This is a genomic window from Arthrobacter sp. SDTb3-6, from assembly GCF_013376095.1.
In the GTDB taxonomy this organism is placed as follows: domain Bacteria; phylum Actinomycetota; class Actinomycetes; order Actinomycetales; family Micrococcaceae; genus Specibacter.
Genome location: NZ_JAAMFN010000017.1, coordinates 1 through 19,598, shown reverse-complemented (window position 1 = coordinate 19,598; position 19,598 = coordinate 1). Strand labels below are relative to the sequence as shown.

Sequence of the window (19,598 nt, the reverse complement as noted above, 5' to 3'; positions counted from 1 at the left end):
CCCATGGCCACCCACCAACACAGTTCCCGGTACGGCCGCTACACCGGCGGCCCCGATCCGCTGGCGCCACCGGTGGACCTCGCCGAAGCACTCGACGCCGTGGCGGAGGACGTCATGGCGGGTTATTCCCCGCGGCGTGCCTTGCGAGAGTACCTGCGGCGCGGGAGCCGGAACAGGCCGGGGCTGGACCAGCTCGCCGGCCGCGTCCAGCAGCGCCGCCGTGAACTGCTCAACCGGCACCGGCTCGACGGCACCCTGGAAGAGGTGCGCAGGCTGCTCGACGACGCCGTCCTCGCCGAACGCAAGCAGCTGGCCCGCGACGCCGCCATGGACGACACGGACCGGGCGTTCCGGGAAATGCAGCTGGAAAACCTGCCCCCGTCCACGGCGGCCGCCGTCAACGAGCTCGCCTCCTACGACTGGCAGTCCGGTGAGGCCCAGGAGGCCTACGAGCGGATCAAGGACCTGCTGGGCCGCGAGCTCCTGGACCAGCGGTTCGCCGGGATGAAGCAGGCGCTGGAAGGTGCCACGGCCGAGGACCGCGAGGCCGTGGAGGAGATGCTGCGCGAGCTCAACGAACTGCTTGAGGCGCACCGGCGCGGGGAGGACACTGCGGAGGACTTTCAGGGGTTCATGGCCCGGCACGGCGGCTTCTTCCCGGAAAACCCGCAATCCGTGGACGAGCTCATTGACGTGCTGGCCCGGCGGGCGGCCGCCGCCCAGCGGCTCATGCAGTCCATGTCCGCCGAACAGCGCGAGGAGCTCATGAGGCTTTCCGCCCAGGCCTTCGGCTCCCCGGCACTCATGTCCCAGCTGGATGCCCTTGATGCCAACCTCCAGGCCCTGCGGCCGGGGGAGGACTGGTCCGGCTCCGAACAATTCCAGGGCCGGGAAGGGCTGGGGCTGGGCGACGGCACCGGCGTGCTCCAGGACCTGGCCGAGCTTGACGGGCTGGCCGAACAGCTCGCCCAGTCCTACCACGGCTCAACCCTGGACGACCTTGACCTGGACGCGCTGGCCCGCCAGCTCGGCCCGGACGCAGCAGTGTCGGCCCGCACCCTGGCGGACATCGAGCGGGCCATGCAGGACGGCGGCTACCTGCGGCGCGGGGCAGACGGCGACCTGCGTCTCTCGCCCCAGGCCATGCGGCGGCTGGGGAAGTCGCTGCTGCGCGACACCGCCCGCCAGCTCTCCCACCGGACGGGGGCACGGGACACACGGGCGGCCGGCGCCGCGGGGGAGCCCGCCGGCTCCAGCCGCGCCTGGCAGTTCGGCGACGCCGAGCCGTGGGACGTCACGCGCACCCTCACCAACGCCATCACCCGAACCGCGGCCGACGGCGGCAACCCGGCCGACGGCCTGCACCTGGCGGTGGGCGACATCGAAGTCGCGGAGACGGAGGCGCGCACGCGGGCCGCCGTCGTGCTGCTGGCCGACGTGTCCTTCTCCATGGCCGCCGAGGGGCGGTGGGTGCCCATGAAACGCACCGCCCTGGCCCTGCACCACCTTGTCTCCACCCGCTTCCGCGGCGACCGGCTGCAGCTGGTCACCTTCGGCCTGCGCGCCCAGTCCATGGACATCGAGGCGCTCACCGCACTGCCGGCGGACCGGGAACAAGGGACCAACCTGCACCACGGGCTGCTGCTGGCCGGGCGTTTTTTCCACCAGCACCGGTCCCTGCAGCCGGTCCTGCTTGTGGTGACCGACGGCGAACCCACCGCGCACCTGATGCCGGACGGCGAGCCGTGGTTTTCCTGGCCCCCGGACGGGCAGACCATCGCCGCCACGGTCGCCGAGCTCGACCGCCTGGGCCGGGCGGGCACGCAGGTGACGTTCTTCCGCCTCGGCGACGACCCCGGCCTGGAGCGGTTCGTGGCCGGTATGGCCCGGCGGATTGGCGGGCGCGTGGTGGCGCCCGACGCCGGCGACCTTGGTGCCGCCGTCCTCGGCGAATACCTGCGCACGCATCTCCACGGCGACGACGGCGGCATCAGCCTGTCCCTGTAGCCAACCCCGTCCGTCGCCCCGGCCGGCCACAACGAACGACGGCGGCACCCACGCAAGGTGGGTGCCGCCGTCGTACGGGGTGTGAAGCCTAGGCCTGCACGGGGGCCACGCCTGCCACAGGCACGCGCTTGTCGAAGATGGTGGCGCCGACCTCCTGCCCGGCCTGGTTGGTGATGCTGAGGTCGATCCCGGAACGGTCCTTGAGCATCAGGACCGCCGCCAGCCCGATCAGCGTGGTCAGCAGCAGGTAGCTGGAGATGGCGACGCTGGTGCCGGTGGTCTGCAGCAGCCACTGGGCGATCATGGGGGAGAACGCCCCGCCCAGGATGGCGCCGATGGCGTAGGAGATGGAGACACCGGAGAAGCGGACCGAGGCCGGGAAGATTTCGCTGTACCAGGCAGCCTGCGGGCCGTAGGTGAGGCCCAGGCCGAAGGTGAGCAGCAGCAGCGCCAGGTACAGGGCCCAAAGCTGGCCGGTGTTGATCAGCAGGAACAGCGGGAACACGGTCAGGGCCATGGCGACATAGCCGACCACGTAGGTGCGCTTGCGCCCGATCCTGTCCGCCATGCCGCCGGCCAGCACCGTGAAGATGAGCCACATTGCGGCGGCAAAGGTCATGGCGATCAGCACGGGGGTCTTGCCCAGGCCAACGACGCCGTCGGGGTTGGTGGCGTAGCTGGGAATGAAGCCGCCCGTGGCCATGTAGCCGGCGGCGTTGTTGCCAACGAAGACCAGGGCCGCGAGGATGACCAGGAGCCAGTGCTTGCGGAACAGCTCCACGACGGGCACCTTGGGCTGCTTCTTCTTTTCGGCGATTTCCAGGAAGACGGGGCTTTCCTCCACCGCGCGGCGCACGAAGTAGCCCACGGCGATCAGGACGAAGCTGAGCAGGAACGGAATGCGCCAGCCCCAGGCCAGGAACGCATCGCCCGGGGCAATGACGCCGGTCATCAGGGCCGTGACACCGGAGGCCAGCAGCAGGCCCAGCGGAACGCCGAGCTGCGGGAACGAGCCGGCCCGGCCGCGCTTGGTGGCGGGCGCGTGTTCGACGGCCATCAGGACGGCGCCGCCCCATTCCCCGCCTGCCGAGACACCCTGGAGGATGCGCAGGAGGAGCAGCAGGACCGGTGCCAGCACGCCGACCGAGTCAAAGGTGGGCAGCAGGCCGATCAGCATGGTGCTCAGGCCCATCAGCAAAAGCGTCAGCACCAGCATGGCGCGGCGGCCGATCCTGTCGCCAAAGTGGCCGGCCAGGAAGGCGCCGAGCGGGCGGAACAGGAAGCTGATGCCCACGGAGGCGAAGGCGAGCAGCAGGCCGATCTTGGCGCCGGCGGGTTCAAAGAACAGGTGGGCGAACACCAGGCCCGCGGCCGTGGCATAGATGAAATAGTCGTACCACTCGACGGTGGTGCCGATGAGGGTCGCAAACGCGACGCGCCGCTGTGTGCGCCGTGTGTCGACTACTGGTGTGTTGCTCATGGTGGTGTCCTTGATTCTGGTCAGGGCGCCCGGCCTGCCCGGCGCGCAGGTGCGCATGGGCCGGCGGTGCGGTGCTGAGGGATGTAACTAGTGTCACAGCAAATCTTCCGTGAGTAAACTTATGAAACCAGCCATAATAATTCGGTTAAATGAAAGAAGGTGTGGTGGCCAGGTTCACCTTTCGCCAGCTGGAGCTGTTTGTTGCGCTCACGGACTTTCCGACCCTCAGCGAGGCGGCCGCGTCCCTGCACTTCTCCGAATCCGCGCTGTCCCAGGCCATTACGCGGCTGGAGGGCTCCGTGGGTGAACAGTTGTGTATCCGCCGCAAGTCCAAGGGCCTGCACCTGACCCCTGCGGGAGAGTACTTTGCCGTCAGGGCCCGGGAACTGCTCGGCGGTGCCGAGGACCTGCTGGCCGAAATGAGCGGCGCGTCGGGGGAACTGAAGGGGCCGGTGAAGCTGGGGTGCTTTGCCAGCTTCGCCGCGAGTGTGCTGCCGGCCATCCTGGACGGATTTCCCAGGCAGCATCCCGGGGTCTCCGTGGAGGTGGTGGTGGGGACGCACGACGAGCTGCTGCCCGCGCTGCAAAACGGCCGGCTGGACCTGGCCATCGTCTACGACATGGAACTGCCCACGGGGTTCGCACGGCAGACCATCTACGAGACCGAGCTGCAGGCGGTGCTGCCCATTGACCATCCCCTGGCGCGGCAGGACACGGTGGACCTGGCCCAGCTGGCCGACGAACCGCTGATCATGTACGACGCCAGCCCCAGCACGGCCAACACCCACCGGGCCTTTGCCGAACGCGGGCTCCGGCCCAGAATCGTGGCGAACATGCCGCAGATCATCCTGGTCCAGGCGCTGGTGGGCCGCGGCCTGGGCTACGGACTGCTCATGGCCCGCCCCAATTGGGCACCCGTCAGCCTGGAGGGCCGTCCCGTGGCGGTGCGCCCGCTCATGCCGCCGTCGAGTCAGACCACCATGGCGGGCATCTGGCCCGGCAACCTCACCTTGAACCCGCGGGCCCGCGCCCTGCTGGATTACGCCGTGGAGACGCTCGGCACACCGTGGCGGACGGCGGGCCCCACGCCCGGTGGGGCACCCGGACCGGCCCCGGGCCAAGCTCCCGACCCGGGGCCGGTCCAAGGTCCGCGCGGGTGACGGTGCTACGCTCCACAAAAGGCCGTGGTTGGGAGGTTGCGTGGCGTTACTGAAATTTACGGACTGGTGGGACAGGTTCTTCGCCATCGGCATCATCCTCAAGGGCCTTGACGGCGTCCTGGAGCTGGTGGGCGGGGTGCTCCTGCTTTTCGTGGCCCCGGCCCAGATCAACCGGCTGGCCGTCCTGGTCACCCAGCCGGAGCTGACGGAGGATCCCAACGACTTCCTGGCCACGCACATCCTGCATGGCGCCGAGGGCCTGACCAGCCACGTCGTCCTCTTCACTGCGCTGTACCTGCTGGCCCACGGCATCGTCAAGGTGGTCCTGGTGACGGCCCTGTTGATGGACGCGCTGTGGGCCTACCCGTGGATGATCGTGGTGCTGGCCATCTTCATCCTGTACCAGCTCTACCAGCTCACCCGCACCCCGTCGATCGGGCTCCTGTCGCTGACCGTGTTCGATATCCTGATCGTGGTGCTGACCTGGCATGAGTACCTCAGGCACCGCAGACGCAGAAAAGGGATGGCATGAGATTTCTGGTGGTGGGGGCCGGCGCGACCGGCGGCTACTTTGGCGCACGCCTTGCCCAGGCCGGGCGCGACGTGACGTTCCTGGTCCGCGAGGGCCGGGCCGCGGTGCTGCGCGAGCGGGGCCTGCGGATCACGGGGCTGGGCCAGGACCAGCGGATCGAACCGCAGCTCGTGGCGGCAGGGCAGCTGGGCGGGCCGTTCGACGTCGTCGTCGTCACCGTCAAGGCGGCCGGACTCCCCGCCGCGATCGCCGACCTGGCCCCGGCGGTGGGCCCGGACACCGCCATCGTCCCGTTCCTCAACGGCATGGCGCACCTCGATGCGCTCACGGCGGCCTTTGGCGCGGACAAGGTGCTGGGCAGCGTGGTCAAGGTGCTGGCCACCCTGGACGACGACGGCGGCATCCGCCAGCTGGGGCCCCTCGCCGAGTGGTCCGTGGGTGAGTTGCACGGCGGGCCGACGGACCGGGTCCGGCGGATCCTGGCCGGGATCGACGTCCCTGGCTACACTGCCCGGGCCGTGCCGGACGCGCTCGCGGCCATGTGGCACAAATGGGTGTTCATCGCCACGGCCGGCGTGGTGACGTGCCTGATGCGCGGGCCCGTCGGCGACGTCGTCTCCGTACCGGGCGGCACGGAGTTTGTATACGCAGCCCTGGCCGAGGCCGTTGCCGTCTCCACCGAGGCCGGTTTCCCCGTGCCCGACCGCGTCACTGCCGAGGCACTCGCGTTCCTGGCCCAGCCGGGTTCCGCCTTCACCTCTTCCCTGTACCGGGACATGACGGCCGGTCTGCCCAACGAGGCCGAACACATCCTGGGCGATTTTGCCCGCCGGGCCCACGTCCTGGGCCTGGAGGTCCCGCTCCTTGACCTGGCGCTGATGCAGCTGCGCGTGCACGAGGCCGGACGACTGTAAGGTCCGCGGAGCGTCACGGCTCCTGCAGGGTGAGCCCGATCCGGCCGTCGGGCAGCACCTCGGCGGAGACCTCCGACAGGCTGCCCACCACATAGCGGGCGTCAAGCCCGCCCGCTTCGGAGGTGCCGGCCACCGCCAGCGTCACGGCGCCGGCCGCGCGGCCGGAGGCCAGGCCGGCTGGGGCGTCCTCCACCACCAGGGTGCGCCGGATGTCGGCACCGAGCCGGGCAGCGCCGAGCAGGAACGGCTCCGGGTGCGGCTTGCCGCTGGTGACCTGGTCGGCCGTGACCAGGTGGGCCGGGGCGGCCAGCCCGGCTGCGGCCATGCGCGCCTCGGCCAGGCCGCGGGTGCAGGAGGTGACGATGGTCCACGCCCCGGCGGGGAGCGACGCCAGCAGTTCCGCGGCGCCGGGCTTGTACACGATCCCTTCCGTGTCCGCGGTTTCCAGGGCCTTGATCAGCTCGAAGCCCTCCGCCTGGCGGTCCGCCTCCAGGTGCCGTTCGACGAGCGCCTGCGCCGGCACGCCATGGCTGCCGTAGGAAAAACCCGCCAGCCCCATCAGTTCGCCCCAGTGCCGCCACGCCCGTTCGGTGGCCCCCGTGGAATCGATCAGGGTCCCGTCCAGGTCAAACAACAGCGCCTCAACCGTGAACTGCCGCACTTTTCCCGCCTCCGGGGACGGGCCGCCGTGGTCTGTCATGCCTCCACCCTATCCGTCCCGCCGTTTGCAGGTGGGTCGCGGTGGTTGCAGCTTTCGGGGCGTTTTCTGCATCCGGTACGGGCTATTTGCTGAAGGCGGTCAGCACGATCTTTCCCCCGCCGTGGCCGGACATGCTGTCCTCGAACGCCGCGGCGGCTTGTTCCATCGGGTAGCTGGCCGCGACGTCAACGGCCAGTGTGCCGGCGTCGGCGAGCGCGCTGAGCCGGTCCAGTCCGGGGCCGTCGGGGCGGACCCAGACGTAACGGCCGCCGTGGCTGGAAACGGAGGCGTCGGCAATGGAGGCGTGGCGGCCGCCGGGTTTAAGCACGGCCAGTGTCGCCTCCAGGGCGGCGCCGGCAAAGTCCGCCACGGCGTCCACGCCGTCGGGGGCCAGGGCCCGGACGCGGTCCGCCAGCCCGTCGCCGTATTCCACCGGTTCGGCGCCAAGTTCACGCAGCCGCGCATGGTTTTTGGCGGAGGCCGTGGCTAGGGGCCGGGCCCCGGCGTGCACGGCCAGCTGGATGGCCATGCGGCCCACCCCGCCGGCGCCGTTGTGGATGAGGAGGACGTCTCCCGCCCCGATCTGGAGCGCGTCCAGCGTGCGAAGCGCGGTGAGCCCGGTCAGGGGCAGTCCGGCAGCCTGTTCCCAGCCCAGCGACGCCGGTTTCCGGGCGACAGCCGCGGCGGGCAGGGCCACGAATTCGGCGAAGGTGCCGCCGTGCACGGTGTCGCGGCGCCCATACGAATACACCTCGTCGCCCACCGCGAACTCCGGCGTGTCCAGGCCGACGGCCTCCACCACCCCGGCCACGTCCCAGCCCGGAACCACCGGGAACTCCACGTCCATGATGGGGTCCAGGTAGCCGGCCATGACCTTCCAGTCCACGGGGTTGACGGCCGCCGCCTTGACCCGGATGAGCACGGATCCGGGGGACACCTTCGGGGCGGGCAGGTTGGTTTGTTCGAGGACTTCGGTGCCGCCGTAGCGCGCGTAGCTCATGGCCTTCATCTGGTTCTCCAACTTTCGGGTCCGGTTCTGTCTTGTGCCGGCCCCGGTGCGCTTATGCGCCGGACCGGGGCCGGGTTCAGCGCATCTTGTCAACTGGCGCCAAACCCGCAGCGGGTCCGGCGCATACTAAAAGCAGCCCGCCGATATGCGCAAAACACCTTGCCGGCACTGCGCATAAACTTCGGGCCTCCAGCTTATGCGCACCACGCACCGGCGGGCCCGGTGGGCAAGCCGCAGGCACCGGAACGTGGCCGGCGTTCGCGTATGCCCGCTGTTATGCGCCGAATCCGCCCGGCAGTATTGCGCATATGGCGGGTCCGCTTCGCTTATGCGCCGGACCGGGGCCGGGTCCGGCGCATCTTGTCCACTGGCGCCAAACCCGCAGCGGGTCCGGCGCATAATAAAAGCCGCCCGCCGCGCACAACGGTACGCTGTGGACCATGACACCGCAGCGGTACGCCTATGGCCCCGGGCCTGACCAATGGGCCGAGCTGTATCTGCCCAAGCTGCCGCGCCAGGCCGGCGTGGCCGTGGTGGTCCACGGCGGCTACTGGCGCAGCGCCTACGACGCCGGGCTGGGCGCCCCGCTGGCCCACGACCTGGCCGGGCACGGGGTTGCGGCCTGGAACCTGGAATACCGGCGCATGGGCAACGGCGGCGGCTGGCCCGAAACGTTCCTGGACGTGGCGGCCGGCATCGACGCCTTGGTGCCGGCCGCCGCGGACCACGGCCTGGACCTTGCGCGCGTGGTCATCGTGGGCCATTCGGCCGGCGGGCAGCTGGCCGTGTGGGCGGCCGGACGCGCCGCCTTCCCGGCCACGGCGGTGGGTGCCGGGCCCGCGGTGGCGGTGTGCGGCGTCGTGAGCCAGTCGGGGCTGCTCAACCTGGCCCGGGCGCAGGAACTGGGGCTGAGCAACAACGCGGTGACGGCCCTGCTGGGCCCGGACGTCTCCCGTGCCGACCCCCTGGCTGCCGTCCCCCTGCCCGTCCCGGTGTACGCCGTCCACGCGGAGAACGACGACGACGTCCCCGCCTCCCAAAGCCACAGTTACGTTGACGCCGCGGTGGCGGCCGGCGGAAAGGCGGAGTTCATCCCCGTGCCGGGCGACCACTTCAGCCTGATCGACCCGGCCGGCAACGCCTGGGCGGTGTGCCGGGAACTGGTGCTGGGGCTGCTGGCACGGGCGTAGTGTGTGTTCCAACCGCTTTGTGAAGGGGAACGGCCATGCCACAGAACACCCGGAAGATTGAAGCCGGCATTGAGACGGATTTCAGCGACAAGATGAGCTACGGCAGCTACCTGGCGCTGGACACCCTGCTCAGCGCCCAGCAGCCGGTCAGCAGCCACCACGACGAAATGCTGTTCATCATCCAGCACCAGACCTCCGAGCTCTGGCTGAAGCTGATGCTGCACGAACTGCGGGCCGTGCGCATCCAGCTTGCCGCGGACAACCTGCGCCCGGCCATGAAGGGCGTGGCCCGGATCAAGCACATCCAGCGGTCGCTGACCGAACAGTGGAGCATCCTGGCCACCCTGACGCCCAGCGAATACGCCCAGTTCCGCGGGGACCTGGGATCGGCATCGGGGTTCCAGTCGTACCAGTACCGTGCCGTGGAGTTCATGCTGGGCAACAAGAACGCCGGCATGCTGAAGGTCTTTGAGGCGAACCCGCCGGCGCGGGCCATGCTGGCGGAGATCCTGCGGCAAACCAGCATCTACGACGAATTCCTGGCCCTGCTCCTGCGCCGCGGCCTGGCGATCCCCCCGGAACTGCTGAAGCGGGACCTGACCAAGGCGCACGTGTTCAACCCCGCAGTGGTGGATGCCGTCCGCGTGGTCTACGAACAGCCGGACGAGTACTGGGACCTGTACGAGGCCTGCGAGGAACTGGTGGACCTGGAGGACAACTTCCAGCTGTGGCGCTTCCGGCACGTGGCCACGGTCAAGCGGATCATCGGGATGAAGGCCGGGACGGGCGGCTCCTCCGGCGTCGGCTTCCTGCAGCGGGCCCTGGACCTGACGTTTTTCCCCGAGCTGTACGCGGTCCGGACCCAGATCGGCACCTGACGCCGCCGCACCCACTGCCTGTCTGGTCTGGCGCCGGCGCGCCGTGTGCCTATGCTGGAGTGGCCGGACCCGCAGCCCTTCCCGGACCGCCCGCACCGGCACATGGCCACGGATGCATTGACGCGAAGGATGAGGACTCATGGCGCATTGGCAGGAAACATTGACGGTGTGGGGCCCCGCCTGGGCGGCCATCCGCGGGCTGGACGATCCGGCCGCGGAACAAATCCTCGCGTGGCCCGTTGGCGGCGGCGCGGCACCCCAGGGCGGCACGGTGCACCTGGTGACCGAGGATGTTGCTGCGGCGCGCGGGTTCGCCGCCGGGGCGCACCTGAGGGAAACCGGCACCGCCGTCCTGCTCTCGGCGCTGACCGACGACCTTGACCTGGTCCCGCACATGCCACCGAACACCAACCTGGCAGAGGTGCCGCTGGAGAACTACGACGCCGTTGAGGTCGCCTTGTTCGACCGGCCGGTGGCCGGCGGGCGCGTCAAGGTGGCGGAGGGGCTGGCCGTCCTGGGCGGGCTGCATGTGGACCCCGAAGGCGCAGGCATGGAAGCGGCGCTGGAGGCCGTCATGATCGCCTCCCTGGGGGACGAAGCCTTCCTGCATGGCGCCGACGTGCTCTACCTGGTGGCCGGCGATGAACAGGCCGCGCGCCTGGCCGCTGCCGGCGGCTGGGCCAAGGTGGCGGACATCCTCAGCTTCACGCCCTGACGGCCGGCCGGGCCGGGCGGGCAGCAGCTCCCACGGTGCGGACCGGCGTCGCAGGTCATCTTTCGTGGCGCAGGATTGCCACGTTAGGCTGATTTTGCACGCAAGCGAAGTCCACGCAAGGAGACTACAAATGCAGTACTGGTGGGCCAGCCATGGCCGCAACTATGAACAAGCCATCACGGAGGGGACGTTATGGAATTGTCCCGGGCCCGGCGGCGTCCTCCCGGGTGACAGGGTCCACCTGAAGGAAATGCGCCGCGGCGACGTGGTGTTCAACTACTTTGGTCCGTACGTCCGGGCCGTGAGCGTCGTCACTGAAGAATGGCAGGAAGCACCCCGGCCCGGCGGTTATGAGGAACAGCTGGGCGAAGGCGCCGACGGCTGGCTGGTGCGCACCACCCCGCTGGCAGAAGGCCTTCGGGTGCACCGGGACCGCGCAGCCGAGCTCGTCGCCGTCCGCAACCCGGGGCCGCTGAACGCTGCCGGCAAACCCCGCCAGAGGTACATTACGGCCCTGTCGGAAGAGGAAGGGCAGGCGCTGCTGGAGGAGTGCGGCGTGACCGCGCCGCAGTCGTCCGCGGGGAGCCTGCGCGGGCTGCCCGGCAGCGTCTGGGGTGCCGACGAGCCGGACGAACAAACACTCACCACCATCAGGCTCGAACAGGGCTACCTGCGCAAGAACCTGCTGCGCGGGCGGCTGAAGGCGCCGTGCGCCATCTGCGGCGAGGAACTGCCTGCGCGGCTGCTCATCGCCGGGTACATCAAGCCGAGGCCGAACACTTCCGAAGCGGAACGCCTGGATTTTGCCGCCAGTGCCATGCTCACCTGTGCCCTGGGCTGTGACGCCCTGTACGAGTGGGGCTACGTGGTGGTGGACGCGGGCGGGACCATCCGCGCCGGCCAGCCGGCCGAGACGGAACGGATCGCGAATGCCGTGAAAGCCCTGGTGCGCCGCCACTGTGCCGCCTTCAATGAGCACACGGCGGCGTGCTTTGCCGAGAACGAAAGGCTCATGCTGGCGCACCAGCCCTGAGGCGGCCAGCCGCGCGGGCGCCCGGCGGGCCCGGCCCGGCCTCCCCGCCCGCGCGGCCCGGCCGGTGCGGCCCCGGACGGGGCATGACAGAATTGGGGATGGCCCGGGTGCTGACGGGCCCAGTGATAATACAGCCGGCCGCCCCTCCCGCAGGTGGTGGCTGGGCGAACCACTTGCCTACGGATATGAGACTGCCTGCCATGCCCCCGCTGCAAAACAATGCCGCCACGCCCGAAACCAGCCCCGGTGCTGCGGGCGAACCTTCCGCCCGGCCGCGCTTTGCCGACGTCGGAAGCCGCTACTACGGCATCCTGCTGGCCAGCATGGCCGTCATCGTGATCCTCTCCAACATTGGCGCGTCCAAGGGCGTGCAGTTTGGCCCGATCGTGACCGACGGCGGCTTCTTCCTGTTCCCGTTCGCCTACATCCTTGGCGACGTGATCAGCGAGATCTACGGCTTCAAGATGGCGCGCAAGGCCATTTTCACCACCTTTGCCCTGTCAGTTTTCGCGTCGCTGAGCTACTGGGTGATCATCGCCCTGCCCGGCTTCACGGACGACTACGGCATCGCAAAGCAGCACGCCCTCGTGGAGGCGCTGGGCCCGGTGCCGCAGATCGTGCTGGCCAGCCTGCTCGCGTTCCTGGCCGGGCAGACCATCAACTCGCTCATCATGGTCCGGCTCAAGGCCCGCCAGGGGGAGCGGAAGCTGTGGATGCGGCTCATGGGTTCCAGCGGGGTGGGCGAATTCATCGACACGCTCATCTTCTGCACCATTGCCGCGCCGGTGATCGGCATCGTGGGCTTTGGCATGTTCGCCAACTACGTGGTGGTGGGGTTCCTGTACAAGGTGGGCGTGCAGTACCTGCTGGTCCCGGTCACCACGCTGGTGATCGGCTGGTTCAAGCGGCACGAACCGACGTACGCCGCCTAGCCCGGGCGGAGGCAGCCGCCGGAGGCGCTGCGGGTGCCGGCGACACAATTAATTGACGCTTCAACTTAATTTATGAAATGCTTTCATTGAAGCTTCAATCAATTGATGCCTGCTGCCTGTTCCCCAAGGCCGTCCCACGACCCCGAAACGGTGAAGAATTCCATGAACAACCCCGCACTGACCACTACCGCCCGCACCGTCCTGCGCATTGTTGTCGGCTTCCTTTTTGCCGCCCACGGCTGGCAGAAATACGCCCAGTTCACCATTGCCGGCACCCAGGGCTCCTTTGCCCAGATGGGCGTCCCGGCCGCGGACCTGGTGGCCCCCGTCGTTGCCACGCTGGAACTCGTCGGCGGCATTGCCCTGATCCTGGGCATCCTGTCCCGGCCCTTTGCCGCACTGCTGTGCCTGGAAATGATCGGCGCCTTCGTCCTGGTCCATGCCACGGCCGGCGTGTTCGTGGACAAGGGCGGCTTTGAGCTGGTGCTGCTGCTGGCTGCAGCGGCGGCGGCAGTCGCGCTGGTCGGTCCCGGCCGGGTGTCGGCCGACCATGCACTGTTTGGCCGCACCGCTTCCAAGCTGCGCGTGCTGGCCTAGCCGCTACCGCGCCGGATAGTACCGGCGCAGCGTCTCGGCCTTGAATTCGAAGAACGTGCCGGCCTCAATGGCCAGCCGGGCGTCGTCCACCATTTTCACCACAAAGCGTTCGTTGTGGATGGAGACGAGCGTGGCCGCAACCATCTCCTTGGCCTTGAACAGGTGGTGGATGTAGGCGCGCGTGTAGTTGGCGCACGCATAGCAGTCGCAGCCCTCCACCAGCGGCGTGAAGTCGCGCTTGTACTTGGCGCCGGAGACGTTGAAGCGCCCGTCCGGGGTGTAAAAAGCGGAGGTGCGGGCCACGCGGGTGGGCGAAACGCAGTCGAAGGTGTCGGCGCCGTTTTCGATGGCCGTGAAGATGTCGTCCGGCTCGGAGATGCCCAGCAGGTGCCGCGGCTTGTCCTCGGGCAGCTCCTCAGCGCACCAGCGCACGATGGTGCCGAGGTTTTCCTTCTCCAGCGCCCCGCCGATCCCGTAGCCGTCAAAATTCATTCCGCCCAGGTCGCGGGAGGCCTTGCGGCGCAGGTCCTCGTACTGGGCGCCCTGGATGACGCCAAACAGGGCCTGGTAGGGCTTGCCGGCCCGTTCTTGGGTGAGCCGGAAGTGCTCGGTGAGGCAGCGCTGCGCCCACAGCCGGGTGCGCTCCAGCGACATCTCCTGGTAGCTGCGCGAGTTCAGCAGCGTGGTGAGCTCGTCGAAGGCAAACATGATGTCCGCGCCGATCTGGTGCTGGACCTGCATCGACACCTCGGGCGTGAAGCGGTGCATGTCCCCGTTCAGGTGCGACTTGAACCAGACGCCGTCGTCGTCAATGTGCGCCAGCCGCTCCTTGCCCACGGCCACGGAATCGTCCGCGCCGGCGTGCGGGGACGCGGCGGCGGCGTCCATGTTGATGACCTTCTTGAAGCCGGAGCCCAGGCTCATGACCTGGAAGCCGCCGCTGTCCGTGAACGTGGGGCCCCGCCAGTTCATGAACTTCCCCAGCCCGCCCGCGGCGTCGAGCAGGTCCGCGCCCGGCTGCAGGTAGAGGTGGTAGGCGTTGGCCAGCAGCGCCTGGGCGCCGAGCTCGGCCATGGATTCCGGCAGCACCGACTTCACCGTCGCCTTGGTGCCCACCGCGATGAACGCCGGCGTCCTGATGGTCCCGTGCGGGGTGGTGATCACACCGGTCCTGCCCTGGAATTCTCCCCCCTGACGTTCGACGGCGGCGGCCGGCGGCGTGCAGGCCCCGCCCAGGCGGGTGGCCACCTGGAAGCCGAATTCGGCCTGTGACGCCGGCCGGCCGGGAATCCCGTGCGGCTGGGCGGGGTTGGTGGTGAGCAGGTCCGCGGCGGGGTCGGGGGAGGGCATGCCCTCCATTTTGCCAGTGTCTGCCGTCCGCCCGGTCCCATGGCCTGCAAAGGGCCCACGCGCCCGAGGGCCCCGGCGGGAGGGTGAGAGTGGTGGGAGGGTGCGGGGATTATCCCGAACTTCGATCGGCGTGTGGGTTGCGACACGCAAAAATTATTTCGCACATACCTACCGGTCGGTCATTAGGAGTCCTTACCATGAACGAGTCAAGAACATTCGAGGACTGCAGAGCCCAAAGGAGCCGCTCATGTCCGCAACGAACATCACTCACGATTCCCCCACCCGGGGACCGGCGAAACCCCTGCCGTACGTCATCAGCGGCATCCTTCTGGCGGCGGCCATCGTCGTGCCGCTCCTGGTACCCCTCTACGCGAAGGCCGATCCGCACCTGTGGGGGATCCCCTACTTTTACTGGTACCAGATGATGTGGGTGCCCATCTGCGCCATCCTTATCGGCATCTCCTACTGGTTGATGACCGCCGAGGACCGGCGCCGCCGTGTTGCCGCCAGGCAGCCGGATCACAGGGGCAGGCACGACGCCGGGGGCGGGGCCCTGTGAGCGCCGCACCCGCCGCACTGGCCGGCGTCCTGGCCACCGCCCCGGCGCCCACCCGCGGCGTCGACGTGACGGCACTGCTCGTCGTCGTCATTCTTTTTGTCCTGGTGGGCGTCATGGGATTCTATGCCGCCCGCTGGCGCGGCGGCGGCACGGACGGGCTGCACTCGCTGGATGAATGGGGCCTGGGCGGGCGGAAGTTCGGCTCCTGGATCACCTGGTTCCTGCTCGGCGGCGACCTGTACACGGCCTACACCTTCGTGGCGGTGCCCGCGGCCATGTGGGCGGCCGGCTCGGTGAGCGGCTTCTTCGCGGTCCCGTACACCATTGTGCTCTACCCGATCGTGTTCGTCCTGATGGCCCGGCTGTGGTCGGTGTCCAAGCGCCACGGCTTCGTCACCACGGCCGACTTTGTGGGCGGGCGCTACGGCAGCAAGCCGCTGTCGCTGGCCATTGCCCTGACCGGCATCATCGCCACCATGCCCTACATTGCGCTGCAGCTGGTGGGCATCAAGTCGGTGCTGACGGTGCTGGGCGTGGGGAGCGCCGACAACTGGTTCCTCAACGACCTGCCGCTCATCGTCGCGTTTGTGGTGCTGGCCGCGTACACCTACACCTCGGGCCTGCGCGCCCCGGCCATGATTGCCGTGGTCAAGGATGTGCTGATCTACCTGGCCGTCATCGTGGCCATCATCTACCTGCCGCAAAAGTTCGGCGGCTGGGAGCACATCTTCGGGGCGGCCCAGGAAAAGATGACCACCGTGAACCCGGCCACCGGCAAGGTGCCCGGGCCGTTCATTCCGGGCGCAAACAGCTACGGGGCCTACGCCACGCTGGCGCTCGGCTCGGCCATGGCCCTGTTCATGTACCCGCACTCCATCACCGGCGTGCTGGCCACCAAGAGCCGCAACACCATCCGCAAGAACGCCGCCGTGCTGCCGCTGTACTCGCTGGTGCTCGGCTTCCTGGCGCTGCTGGGCTACATTGCCATTGCCGCCGGGACGAAGCCGGTGGAGCTCAACGGCAAGACCATCAACCCGCAGCTGGTGGTCCCGCAGCTGTTCCTGGACAACTTCCCGTCCTGGTTTGCCGGGGTGGCGCTGGCAGCCATTGCCGTCGGGGCACTGGTCCCCGCGGCCATCATGTCCATCGCCGCCGCGAACCTGTTCACCCGGAACATCTACAAGGACTTCTTCGTCAAGGACGCCACCCCGAAGCAGGAGGCCAAGGTCTCCAAGCTGGTGTCCCTGGTGGTCAAGTTCGGGGCCCTGATCTTTGTCATCGGCCTGGATTCCTCCGCCGCGATCAACATGCAGCTGCTGGGCGGCATCTGGATCCTGCAGACGTTCCCGGCGATCGTGGCGGGGCTGTACACGCGGTGGTTCCACAAGTGGGCGCTGCTGGCCGGTTGGGCCGCGGGCATCATTTACGGCACCTGGGCTGCGTACAGCGTGGTCAACCCCGTGACGCACGCCCACTTCGGCGGCTCCATTGCCGCCATCCCGGGCACCGACACGAAGGTCTACATCGCCATCACGGCGTTTGTGCTCAATGCGGTGGTGGCGGCGGTGCTGACCCTGATCCTGCGGGCGGCGAAGGTGCCCGACGGCAAGGACATCACCAGGGCCTCCGACTTCGGCGCGAACGAGGACGACCCCGAGGTGACGGCCTTTGCGTCCACGTCCGTGGAGACGCCGGGCCCGGTGATCTAGCCGCCGCGGCACAGCACAAGGCGGCACAACACAAGGCAGGACAACACAAGGCAGGACAAAACCAAGGTGGGGTGCGACGGCGGTCGGGGGCCGCCGTCGCACCCCACCTTGGTGTTGTGGCCGGGGGACTACGCGTCCGGGTAGTGGGTCTCCATGAACGTGTCCCACTGGGTGCTGATTTTTTCCAGGTCGGCGGCGCCGAGCCCGAATGTGGAGGCGATGACCTGGGCGCCAGGGTGCTCGCGCAGGCCCGGGACGCGCGCCTGCTGGGCCAGGATGAGCAGCCCGTCGCCGTGTTCGGCGTAGTCCGCCACGGTCAGGCCCAGCTGCGTGTCCGTCCGGTACCAGACCTTGCCGCTGAGCGTGTCGCCCGTGGTCAGCGTGATCCCGTAGGGCTCGCCGGGGTCCGGGAGCCAGCCGGTGTCAATGCCCAGGGCGTCCCACAGGTGGGTGTGTGCGGCGCTGGTGCCATCCACGTAGACGGTGCGCCGGGGCGTGTGCGGATGCCGGGCCAGCTTGAACTTGAGCTGCTGGAGGAAGATGCTCCAGCCCTCGGTGATGTCGGTGTCGTACCTGGCCCATTCGCCGGTGGCCGTCCCGCGGTTCAGGGTCACCAGGGTGCCGTCCTGGTGGGGCGTGAGGATGAAGGCGTCGCCCCGGCCCAGGTCCAGGCGGAGGTGGTCGGGGCTTTCGGTGACATTGTCGTAGTAGATCTGGCGGATCTCGTCGTCCAGGCCCTCCATCTCCCACCCGTGCCACTGGGCGATCCTGGCCGGTTCACGCAGCATGAGCCACACCTGTTCTGCGTCGGCGTTGACAAGGACTGAGAGCTGGGCAGTGTCCATGAAACGTAATCTACGCCGCTTCGCCGGAACCGGCTAGGGTCCCTACCGGCCCAGGCCGGCGTAGAAAACCGCCTGGCGGACCAGGGCGCCGCGTCCGCCCACGAATTCCGCCTGCACGCCGGGGCTGAGCGCCTCCTCCGGCGTCATCCAGGTCAACTCCAGTGCATCCTGGCGGGGCTCGCATTCGCCCGAGACGGGGATGACGTACACCATGGCGACGGCGTGCTGGCGTTCGTCCGTGTAGCCGGTCTCCGACGGCGAGGGCAGGTACTCGGCCACGGTGAACGGGACCGGGCTGACGGGCAGCTGCGGGAACGCCAGCGGGCCCAGGTCCTTTTCAATGTGGCGGACCAGCGCGGCCCGGATGGTCTCGCGGTACAGTACGCGCCCGGAGACCAGGGTGCGGACCATGCTGCCGTTCTCGTCGGCCTGCAGCAGCAGGCCCACCTCGCTGACGTAGCCGAGGGGGTCCAGGCGCACCGGCACCACCTCCACGTACACCATGGGAAGCCGGTTCCTGGCCTCGTACAGGTCCTCGTTGGACAGCCAGCCGGGATTGGGGTCGGGGGTGCGCACGCTCATGTATCAGTTCTACCCCATGAACGCCCCGGCACGCCCCGGTCGGGGTTCAACCGGCCGCGGCCGCGAAGACCTGCAGCGTGCCCCCGCAGGGCGTTTGCACGTCCAGCGTGCCGCGGCCCTGCGCGGCCGGCACCCCCGCGGCGGCGAGGCGGGCACCCAGGGCGGCCAGGCCGCCGTCGTACTCCAGGGCCAGCCCGGCGCCGGACGCCCCGGCGGGGAGCAGGGCCACAAGGCCGCCGTTTTTGGCCCGGAACACGGCGGAGCCCACCGGGCGGGGCGGGAGCGGGCGGGCGCCGATGTCCGCCAGCACCTTCCGGGCGGCGTCCACGTCCGGCGTGTGCCAGAGCTGGACCACGGCCAGGGCGCCGGGCCGTCGGGATGCGAGGTCGGTGACGGGGTCGGCGAGGAAGCTGAACCCGTCCGGCGCCGTGACGCGTGCGGCCGGGCCGTGGTCCGAGTCGACCAGTTCGGCGTGCGTGCCGTCCGCAAGCGTGCGGCGGACAAAGATGTTCCGGTCCCGCAGCTCGAAGCCCGGGGCCGTGGTGCCGTCCTGCGGGCTGTCCCGTTCGGCCCTGTGCAGGCCCACCTTGCCGTCGCCGCAGTCAAGGACCCGCCAGCCGCCGTGGTTTTCCGTGCAGGCCAGGCCCAGGGCCGTGAGCAGGGCGGCGTATTCGTCGAGCCGGGAGGTGAAGAGGACGGGGCGGACGCGCAGCATTTTTTCTCCAACGTTGGTGGTTTTCAAAAGGCTACCAACGTTAGGGTGTAGCCATGATCGAGCTGCCCGAACTCCTGCTCCCGGACGCCGCGGCGTGGCGGGCGTGGCTGGCAGACAACCATGCGTCGTCGGCCGGGGTCAGGCTGGTGCTGCACAAAAAGGGCGGCACCGTCACCGCGCTGGACTATGCGGCGGCACTGGACGAAGCCCTGTGCTTTGGCTGGATTGACGGCGTCATTGGCAGGCGCGACGCCGGCAGCTACCTCACGCGGTTCACGCCGCGCACGCGGGCGAGCAAGTGGTCCGGCAACAATGTGCGCAACATTGAGCGGCTTGCGGCCGCGGGGCGGCTGGAGCCCGCCGGGCAGGCCGCCGTCGACGCCGCCCGGGCCGACGGCCGCTGGGAGGCCGCGTATGCGGGGCAGTCCGTGGCCGAGGTGCCCGCCGACCTGGCGGCGGCCATTGCTGCGGATCCGCAGGCACAGGCCATGTTCGAGGTGCTCACCGCCGTGAACCGCTACGCGCTGATTTACCGGACCGCCACGGTGAAGACGCCGGCCGCGCGGGCCGCGAAGATTGCCCGCTTTGTGGCGATGCTGGCCGCCGGCGAGACGCCGCACCCGCAAAAGCGCCGCCCCCGGGCAACTGGGTCGCAGTAGTTGCAGAAATCGGCCAAAAATTCGGCCGAAAA

20 protein-coding genes are annotated in these 19,598 nt (G+C 69.1%); 13 read left to right on the top strand and 7 right to left on the bottom strand.

Annotated features, from left to right (window positions below; all coding sequences use genetic code 11):
- The first annotated feature begins 3 nt into the window (after window positions 1-3).
- Complete coding sequence (locus G6035_RS09970) at window positions 4-2,007, top strand: VWA domain-containing protein (protein WP_176616936.1); 2,004 nt, start codon at window positions 4-6, stop codon at window positions 2,005-2,007.
- A gap of 88 nt (window positions 2,008-2,095) precedes the next feature.
- Here G6035_RS09970 and G6035_RS09965 read toward each other — a convergent pair whose 3' ends face one another.
- Window positions 2,096-3,487 carry an MFS transporter gene (locus tag G6035_RS09965; RefSeq protein WP_176616935.1) on the bottom strand — a complete coding sequence of 464 codons (1,392 nt, stop codon included), beginning with the start codon at window positions 3,485-3,487 and terminating at the stop codon, window positions 2,096-2,098.
- Between the two features lie 149 nt (window positions 3,488-3,636).
- On the opposite strand from G6035_RS09965, the gene G6035_RS09960 reads away from it, so the two are divergent.
- Genes G6035_RS09960 through G6035_RS09950 form a run of 3 tightly spaced genes read left to right on the top strand, consistent with a single transcriptional unit; the run spans window position 3,637 to window position 6,093 of the window.
- Complete coding sequence (locus tag G6035_RS09960; protein WP_218063092.1) at window positions 3,637-4,647, top strand: LysR family transcriptional regulator; 1,011 nt, start codon at window positions 3,637-3,639, stop codon at window positions 4,645-4,647.
- A 40-nt stretch (window positions 4,648-4,687) separates the two neighbouring features.
- On the top strand, window positions 4,688-5,179 hold the full coding sequence (locus tag G6035_RS09955; protein ID WP_176616934.1) for a DUF2127 domain-containing protein: 492 nt from the start codon (window positions 4,688-4,690) through the stop codon (window positions 5,177-5,179).
- Window positions 5,176-6,093, top strand: coding sequence for a ketopantoate reductase family protein (locus tag G6035_RS09950; RefSeq protein ID WP_176616933.1), 918 nt, complete (start codon window positions 5,176-5,178; stop codon window positions 6,091-6,093). The genes G6035_RS09955 and G6035_RS09950 overlap by 4 nt, the downstream gene beginning before the upstream one ends.
- Before the next feature lie 13 nt (window positions 6,094-6,106).
- Here the strand turns inward: G6035_RS09950 and G6035_RS09945 are convergent, their stop codons facing one another.
- Together G6035_RS09945 and G6035_RS09940 are read right to left on the bottom strand one after the other, a co-directional pair.
- Window positions 6,107-6,793, bottom strand: coding sequence for an HAD-IA family hydrolase (locus G6035_RS09945; RefSeq protein WP_176616932.1), 687 nt, complete (start codon window positions 6,791-6,793; stop codon window positions 6,107-6,109).
- Window positions 6,794-6,875: 82 nt separating this feature from the next.
- Complete coding sequence (locus G6035_RS09940; RefSeq protein WP_176616931.1) at window positions 6,876-7,802, bottom strand: NADP-dependent oxidoreductase; 927 nt, start codon at window positions 7,800-7,802, stop codon at window positions 6,876-6,878.
- A gap of 440 nt (window positions 7,803-8,242) precedes the next feature.
- On the opposite strand from G6035_RS09940, the gene G6035_RS09935 reads away from it, so the two are divergent.
- The 6 genes from G6035_RS09935 to G6035_RS09910 all read left to right on the top strand — a co-directional run bounded on the left by G6035_RS09935 (window position 8,243) and on the right by G6035_RS09910 (window position 13,147).
- Complete coding sequence (locus G6035_RS09935) at window positions 8,243-8,992, top strand: alpha/beta hydrolase (RefSeq protein ID WP_176616930.1); 750 nt, start codon at window positions 8,243-8,245, stop codon at window positions 8,990-8,992.
- Window positions 8,993-9,027: 35 nt separating this feature from the next.
- Window positions 9,028-9,870: a tryptophan 2,3-dioxygenase gene (gene kynA, locus G6035_RS09930; protein ID WP_176616929.1), complete on the top strand. Its 843-nt coding sequence runs from the start codon at window positions 9,028-9,030 to the stop codon at window positions 9,868-9,870.
- Window positions 9,871-10,009: 139 nt separating this feature from the next.
- Complete coding sequence (locus tag G6035_RS09925) at window positions 10,010-10,585, top strand: hypothetical protein (RefSeq protein ID WP_176616928.1); 576 nt, start codon at window positions 10,010-10,012, stop codon at window positions 10,583-10,585.
- Between the two features lie 130 nt (window positions 10,586-10,715).
- The gene (locus tag G6035_RS09920; protein ID WP_176616927.1) at window positions 10,716-11,618 is read left to right on the top strand and encodes a hypothetical protein; all 903 of its coding nucleotides are present in this window, start codon (window positions 10,716-10,718) and stop codon (window positions 11,616-11,618) included.
- A 200-nt stretch (window positions 11,619-11,818) separates the two neighbouring features.
- Window positions 11,819-12,550 (top strand): queuosine precursor transporter, encoded by a 732-nt coding sequence (locus G6035_RS09915; RefSeq protein ID WP_176616926.1) that lies wholly within the window; start codon window positions 11,819-11,821, stop codon window positions 12,548-12,550.
- Window positions 12,551-12,712: 162 nt separating this feature from the next.
- Window positions 12,713-13,147 carry a DoxX family protein gene (locus G6035_RS09910; RefSeq protein ID WP_176616925.1) on the top strand — a complete coding sequence of 145 codons (435 nt, stop codon included), beginning with the start codon at window positions 12,713-12,715 and terminating at the stop codon, window positions 13,145-13,147.
- A 3-nt stretch (window positions 13,148-13,150) separates the two neighbouring features.
- Here G6035_RS09910 and tgt read toward each other — a convergent pair whose 3' ends face one another.
- The gene (gene tgt / locus G6035_RS09905; RefSeq protein ID WP_176616924.1) at window positions 13,151-14,497 is read right to left on the bottom strand and encodes a tRNA guanosine(34) transglycosylase Tgt; all 1,347 of its coding nucleotides are present in this window, start codon (window positions 14,495-14,497) and stop codon (window positions 13,151-13,153) included.
- Between the two features lie 247 nt (window positions 14,498-14,744).
- Between tgt and G6035_RS09900 the strand changes: the two genes are divergently transcribed.
- Both G6035_RS09900 and mctP read left to right on the top strand, forming a co-directional pair.
- Complete coding sequence (locus G6035_RS09900) at window positions 14,745-15,056, top strand: DUF3311 domain-containing protein (protein WP_176616923.1); 312 nt, start codon at window positions 14,745-14,747, stop codon at window positions 15,054-15,056.
- Complete coding sequence (mctP, locus tag G6035_RS09895) at window positions 15,053-16,765, top strand: monocarboxylate uptake permease MctP (RefSeq protein ID WP_309145212.1); 1,713 nt, start codon at window positions 15,053-15,055, stop codon at window positions 16,763-16,765. Before G6035_RS09900 ends, mctP begins: the two co-directional genes overlap by 4 nt.
- Before the next feature lie 128 nt (window positions 16,766-16,893).
- Here mctP and G6035_RS09890 read toward each other — a convergent pair whose 3' ends face one another.
- The 3 genes from G6035_RS09890 to G6035_RS09880 are packed head-to-tail and all read right to left on the bottom strand — an operon-like array spanning window position 16,894 to window position 18,907.
- On the bottom strand, window positions 16,894-17,610 hold the full coding sequence (locus tag G6035_RS09890; RefSeq protein ID WP_176616922.1) for an SRPBCC domain-containing protein: 717 nt from the start codon (window positions 17,608-17,610) through the stop codon (window positions 16,894-16,896).
- A gap of 42 nt (window positions 17,611-17,652) precedes the next feature.
- Window positions 17,653-18,192, bottom strand: coding sequence for an NUDIX hydrolase family protein (locus tag G6035_RS09885; protein WP_176616921.1), 540 nt, complete (start codon window positions 18,190-18,192; stop codon window positions 17,653-17,655).
- A 46-nt stretch (window positions 18,193-18,238) separates the two neighbouring features.
- Entirely contained in the window at window positions 18,239-18,907 is a 669-nt protein-coding gene (locus tag G6035_RS09880; RefSeq protein WP_176616920.1) for a VOC family protein, read from the bottom strand.
- 53 nt (window positions 18,908-18,960) lie between these two features.
- On the opposite strand from G6035_RS09880, the gene G6035_RS09875 reads away from it, so the two are divergent.
- Entirely contained in the window at window positions 18,961-19,566 is a 606-nt protein-coding gene (locus G6035_RS09875) for a YdeI family protein (protein ID WP_176616919.1), read from the top strand.
- Window positions 19,567-19,598: the final 32 nt, after the last annotated feature.

Excerpts from the sequence above, each read along its gene's own strand:
- G6035_RS09970 (WP_176616936.1), top strand. The coding sequence starts at position 4 with ATGGCCACCCACCAACACAGTTCCCGGTACGGCCGCTACACCGGCGGC.
- G6035_RS09965 (WP_176616935.1), bottom strand. The coding sequence starts at position 3,487 with ATGAGCAACACACCAGTAGTCGACACACGGCGCACACAGCGGCGCGTC.
- G6035_RS09960 (WP_218063092.1), top strand. The coding sequence starts at position 3,637 with ATGAAAGAAGGTGTGGTGGCCAGGTTCACCTTTCGCCAGCTGGAGCTG.
- G6035_RS09950 (WP_176616933.1), top strand. The coding sequence starts at position 5,176 with ATGAGATTTCTGGTGGTGGGGGCCGGCGCGACCGGCGGCTACTTTGGC.
- G6035_RS09945 (WP_176616932.1), bottom strand. The coding sequence starts at position 6,793 with ATGACAGACCACGGCGGCCCGTCCCCGGAGGCGGGAAAAGTGCGGCAG.
- G6035_RS09940 (WP_176616931.1), bottom strand. The coding sequence starts at position 7,802 with ATGAAGGCCATGAGCTACGCGCGCTACGGCGGCACCGAAGTCCTCGAA.
- G6035_RS09935 (WP_176616930.1), top strand. The coding sequence starts at position 8,243 with ATGACACCGCAGCGGTACGCCTATGGCCCCGGGCCTGACCAATGGGCC.
- kynA (WP_176616929.1), top strand. The coding sequence starts at position 9,028 with ATGCCACAGAACACCCGGAAGATTGAAGCCGGCATTGAGACGGATTTC.
- G6035_RS09925 (WP_176616928.1), top strand. The coding sequence starts at position 10,010 with ATGGCGCATTGGCAGGAAACATTGACGGTGTGGGGCCCCGCCTGGGCG.
- G6035_RS09920 (WP_176616927.1), top strand. The coding sequence starts at position 10,716 with ATGCAGTACTGGTGGGCCAGCCATGGCCGCAACTATGAACAAGCCATC.
- G6035_RS09915 (WP_176616926.1), top strand. The coding sequence starts at position 11,819 with ATGCCCCCGCTGCAAAACAATGCCGCCACGCCCGAAACCAGCCCCGGT.
- G6035_RS09910 (WP_176616925.1), top strand. The coding sequence starts at position 12,713 with ATGAACAACCCCGCACTGACCACTACCGCCCGCACCGTCCTGCGCATT.
- tgt (WP_176616924.1), bottom strand. The coding sequence starts at position 14,497 with ATGCCCTCCCCCGACCCCGCCGCGGACCTGCTCACCACCAACCCCGCC.
- G6035_RS09900 (WP_176616923.1), top strand. The coding sequence starts at position 14,745 with ATGTCCGCAACGAACATCACTCACGATTCCCCCACCCGGGGACCGGCG.
- G6035_RS09890 (WP_176616922.1), bottom strand. The coding sequence starts at position 17,610 with ATGGACACTGCCCAGCTCTCAGTCCTTGTCAACGCCGACGCAGAACAG.
- G6035_RS09885 (WP_176616921.1), bottom strand. The coding sequence starts at position 18,192 with ATGAGCGTGCGCACCCCCGACCCCAATCCCGGCTGGCTGTCCAACGAG.
- G6035_RS09880 (WP_176616920.1), bottom strand. The coding sequence starts at position 18,907 with ATGCTGCGCGTCCGCCCCGTCCTCTTCACCTCCCGGCTCGACGAATAC.
- G6035_RS09875 (WP_176616919.1), top strand. The coding sequence starts at position 18,961 with ATGATCGAGCTGCCCGAACTCCTGCTCCCGGACGCCGCGGCGTGGCGG.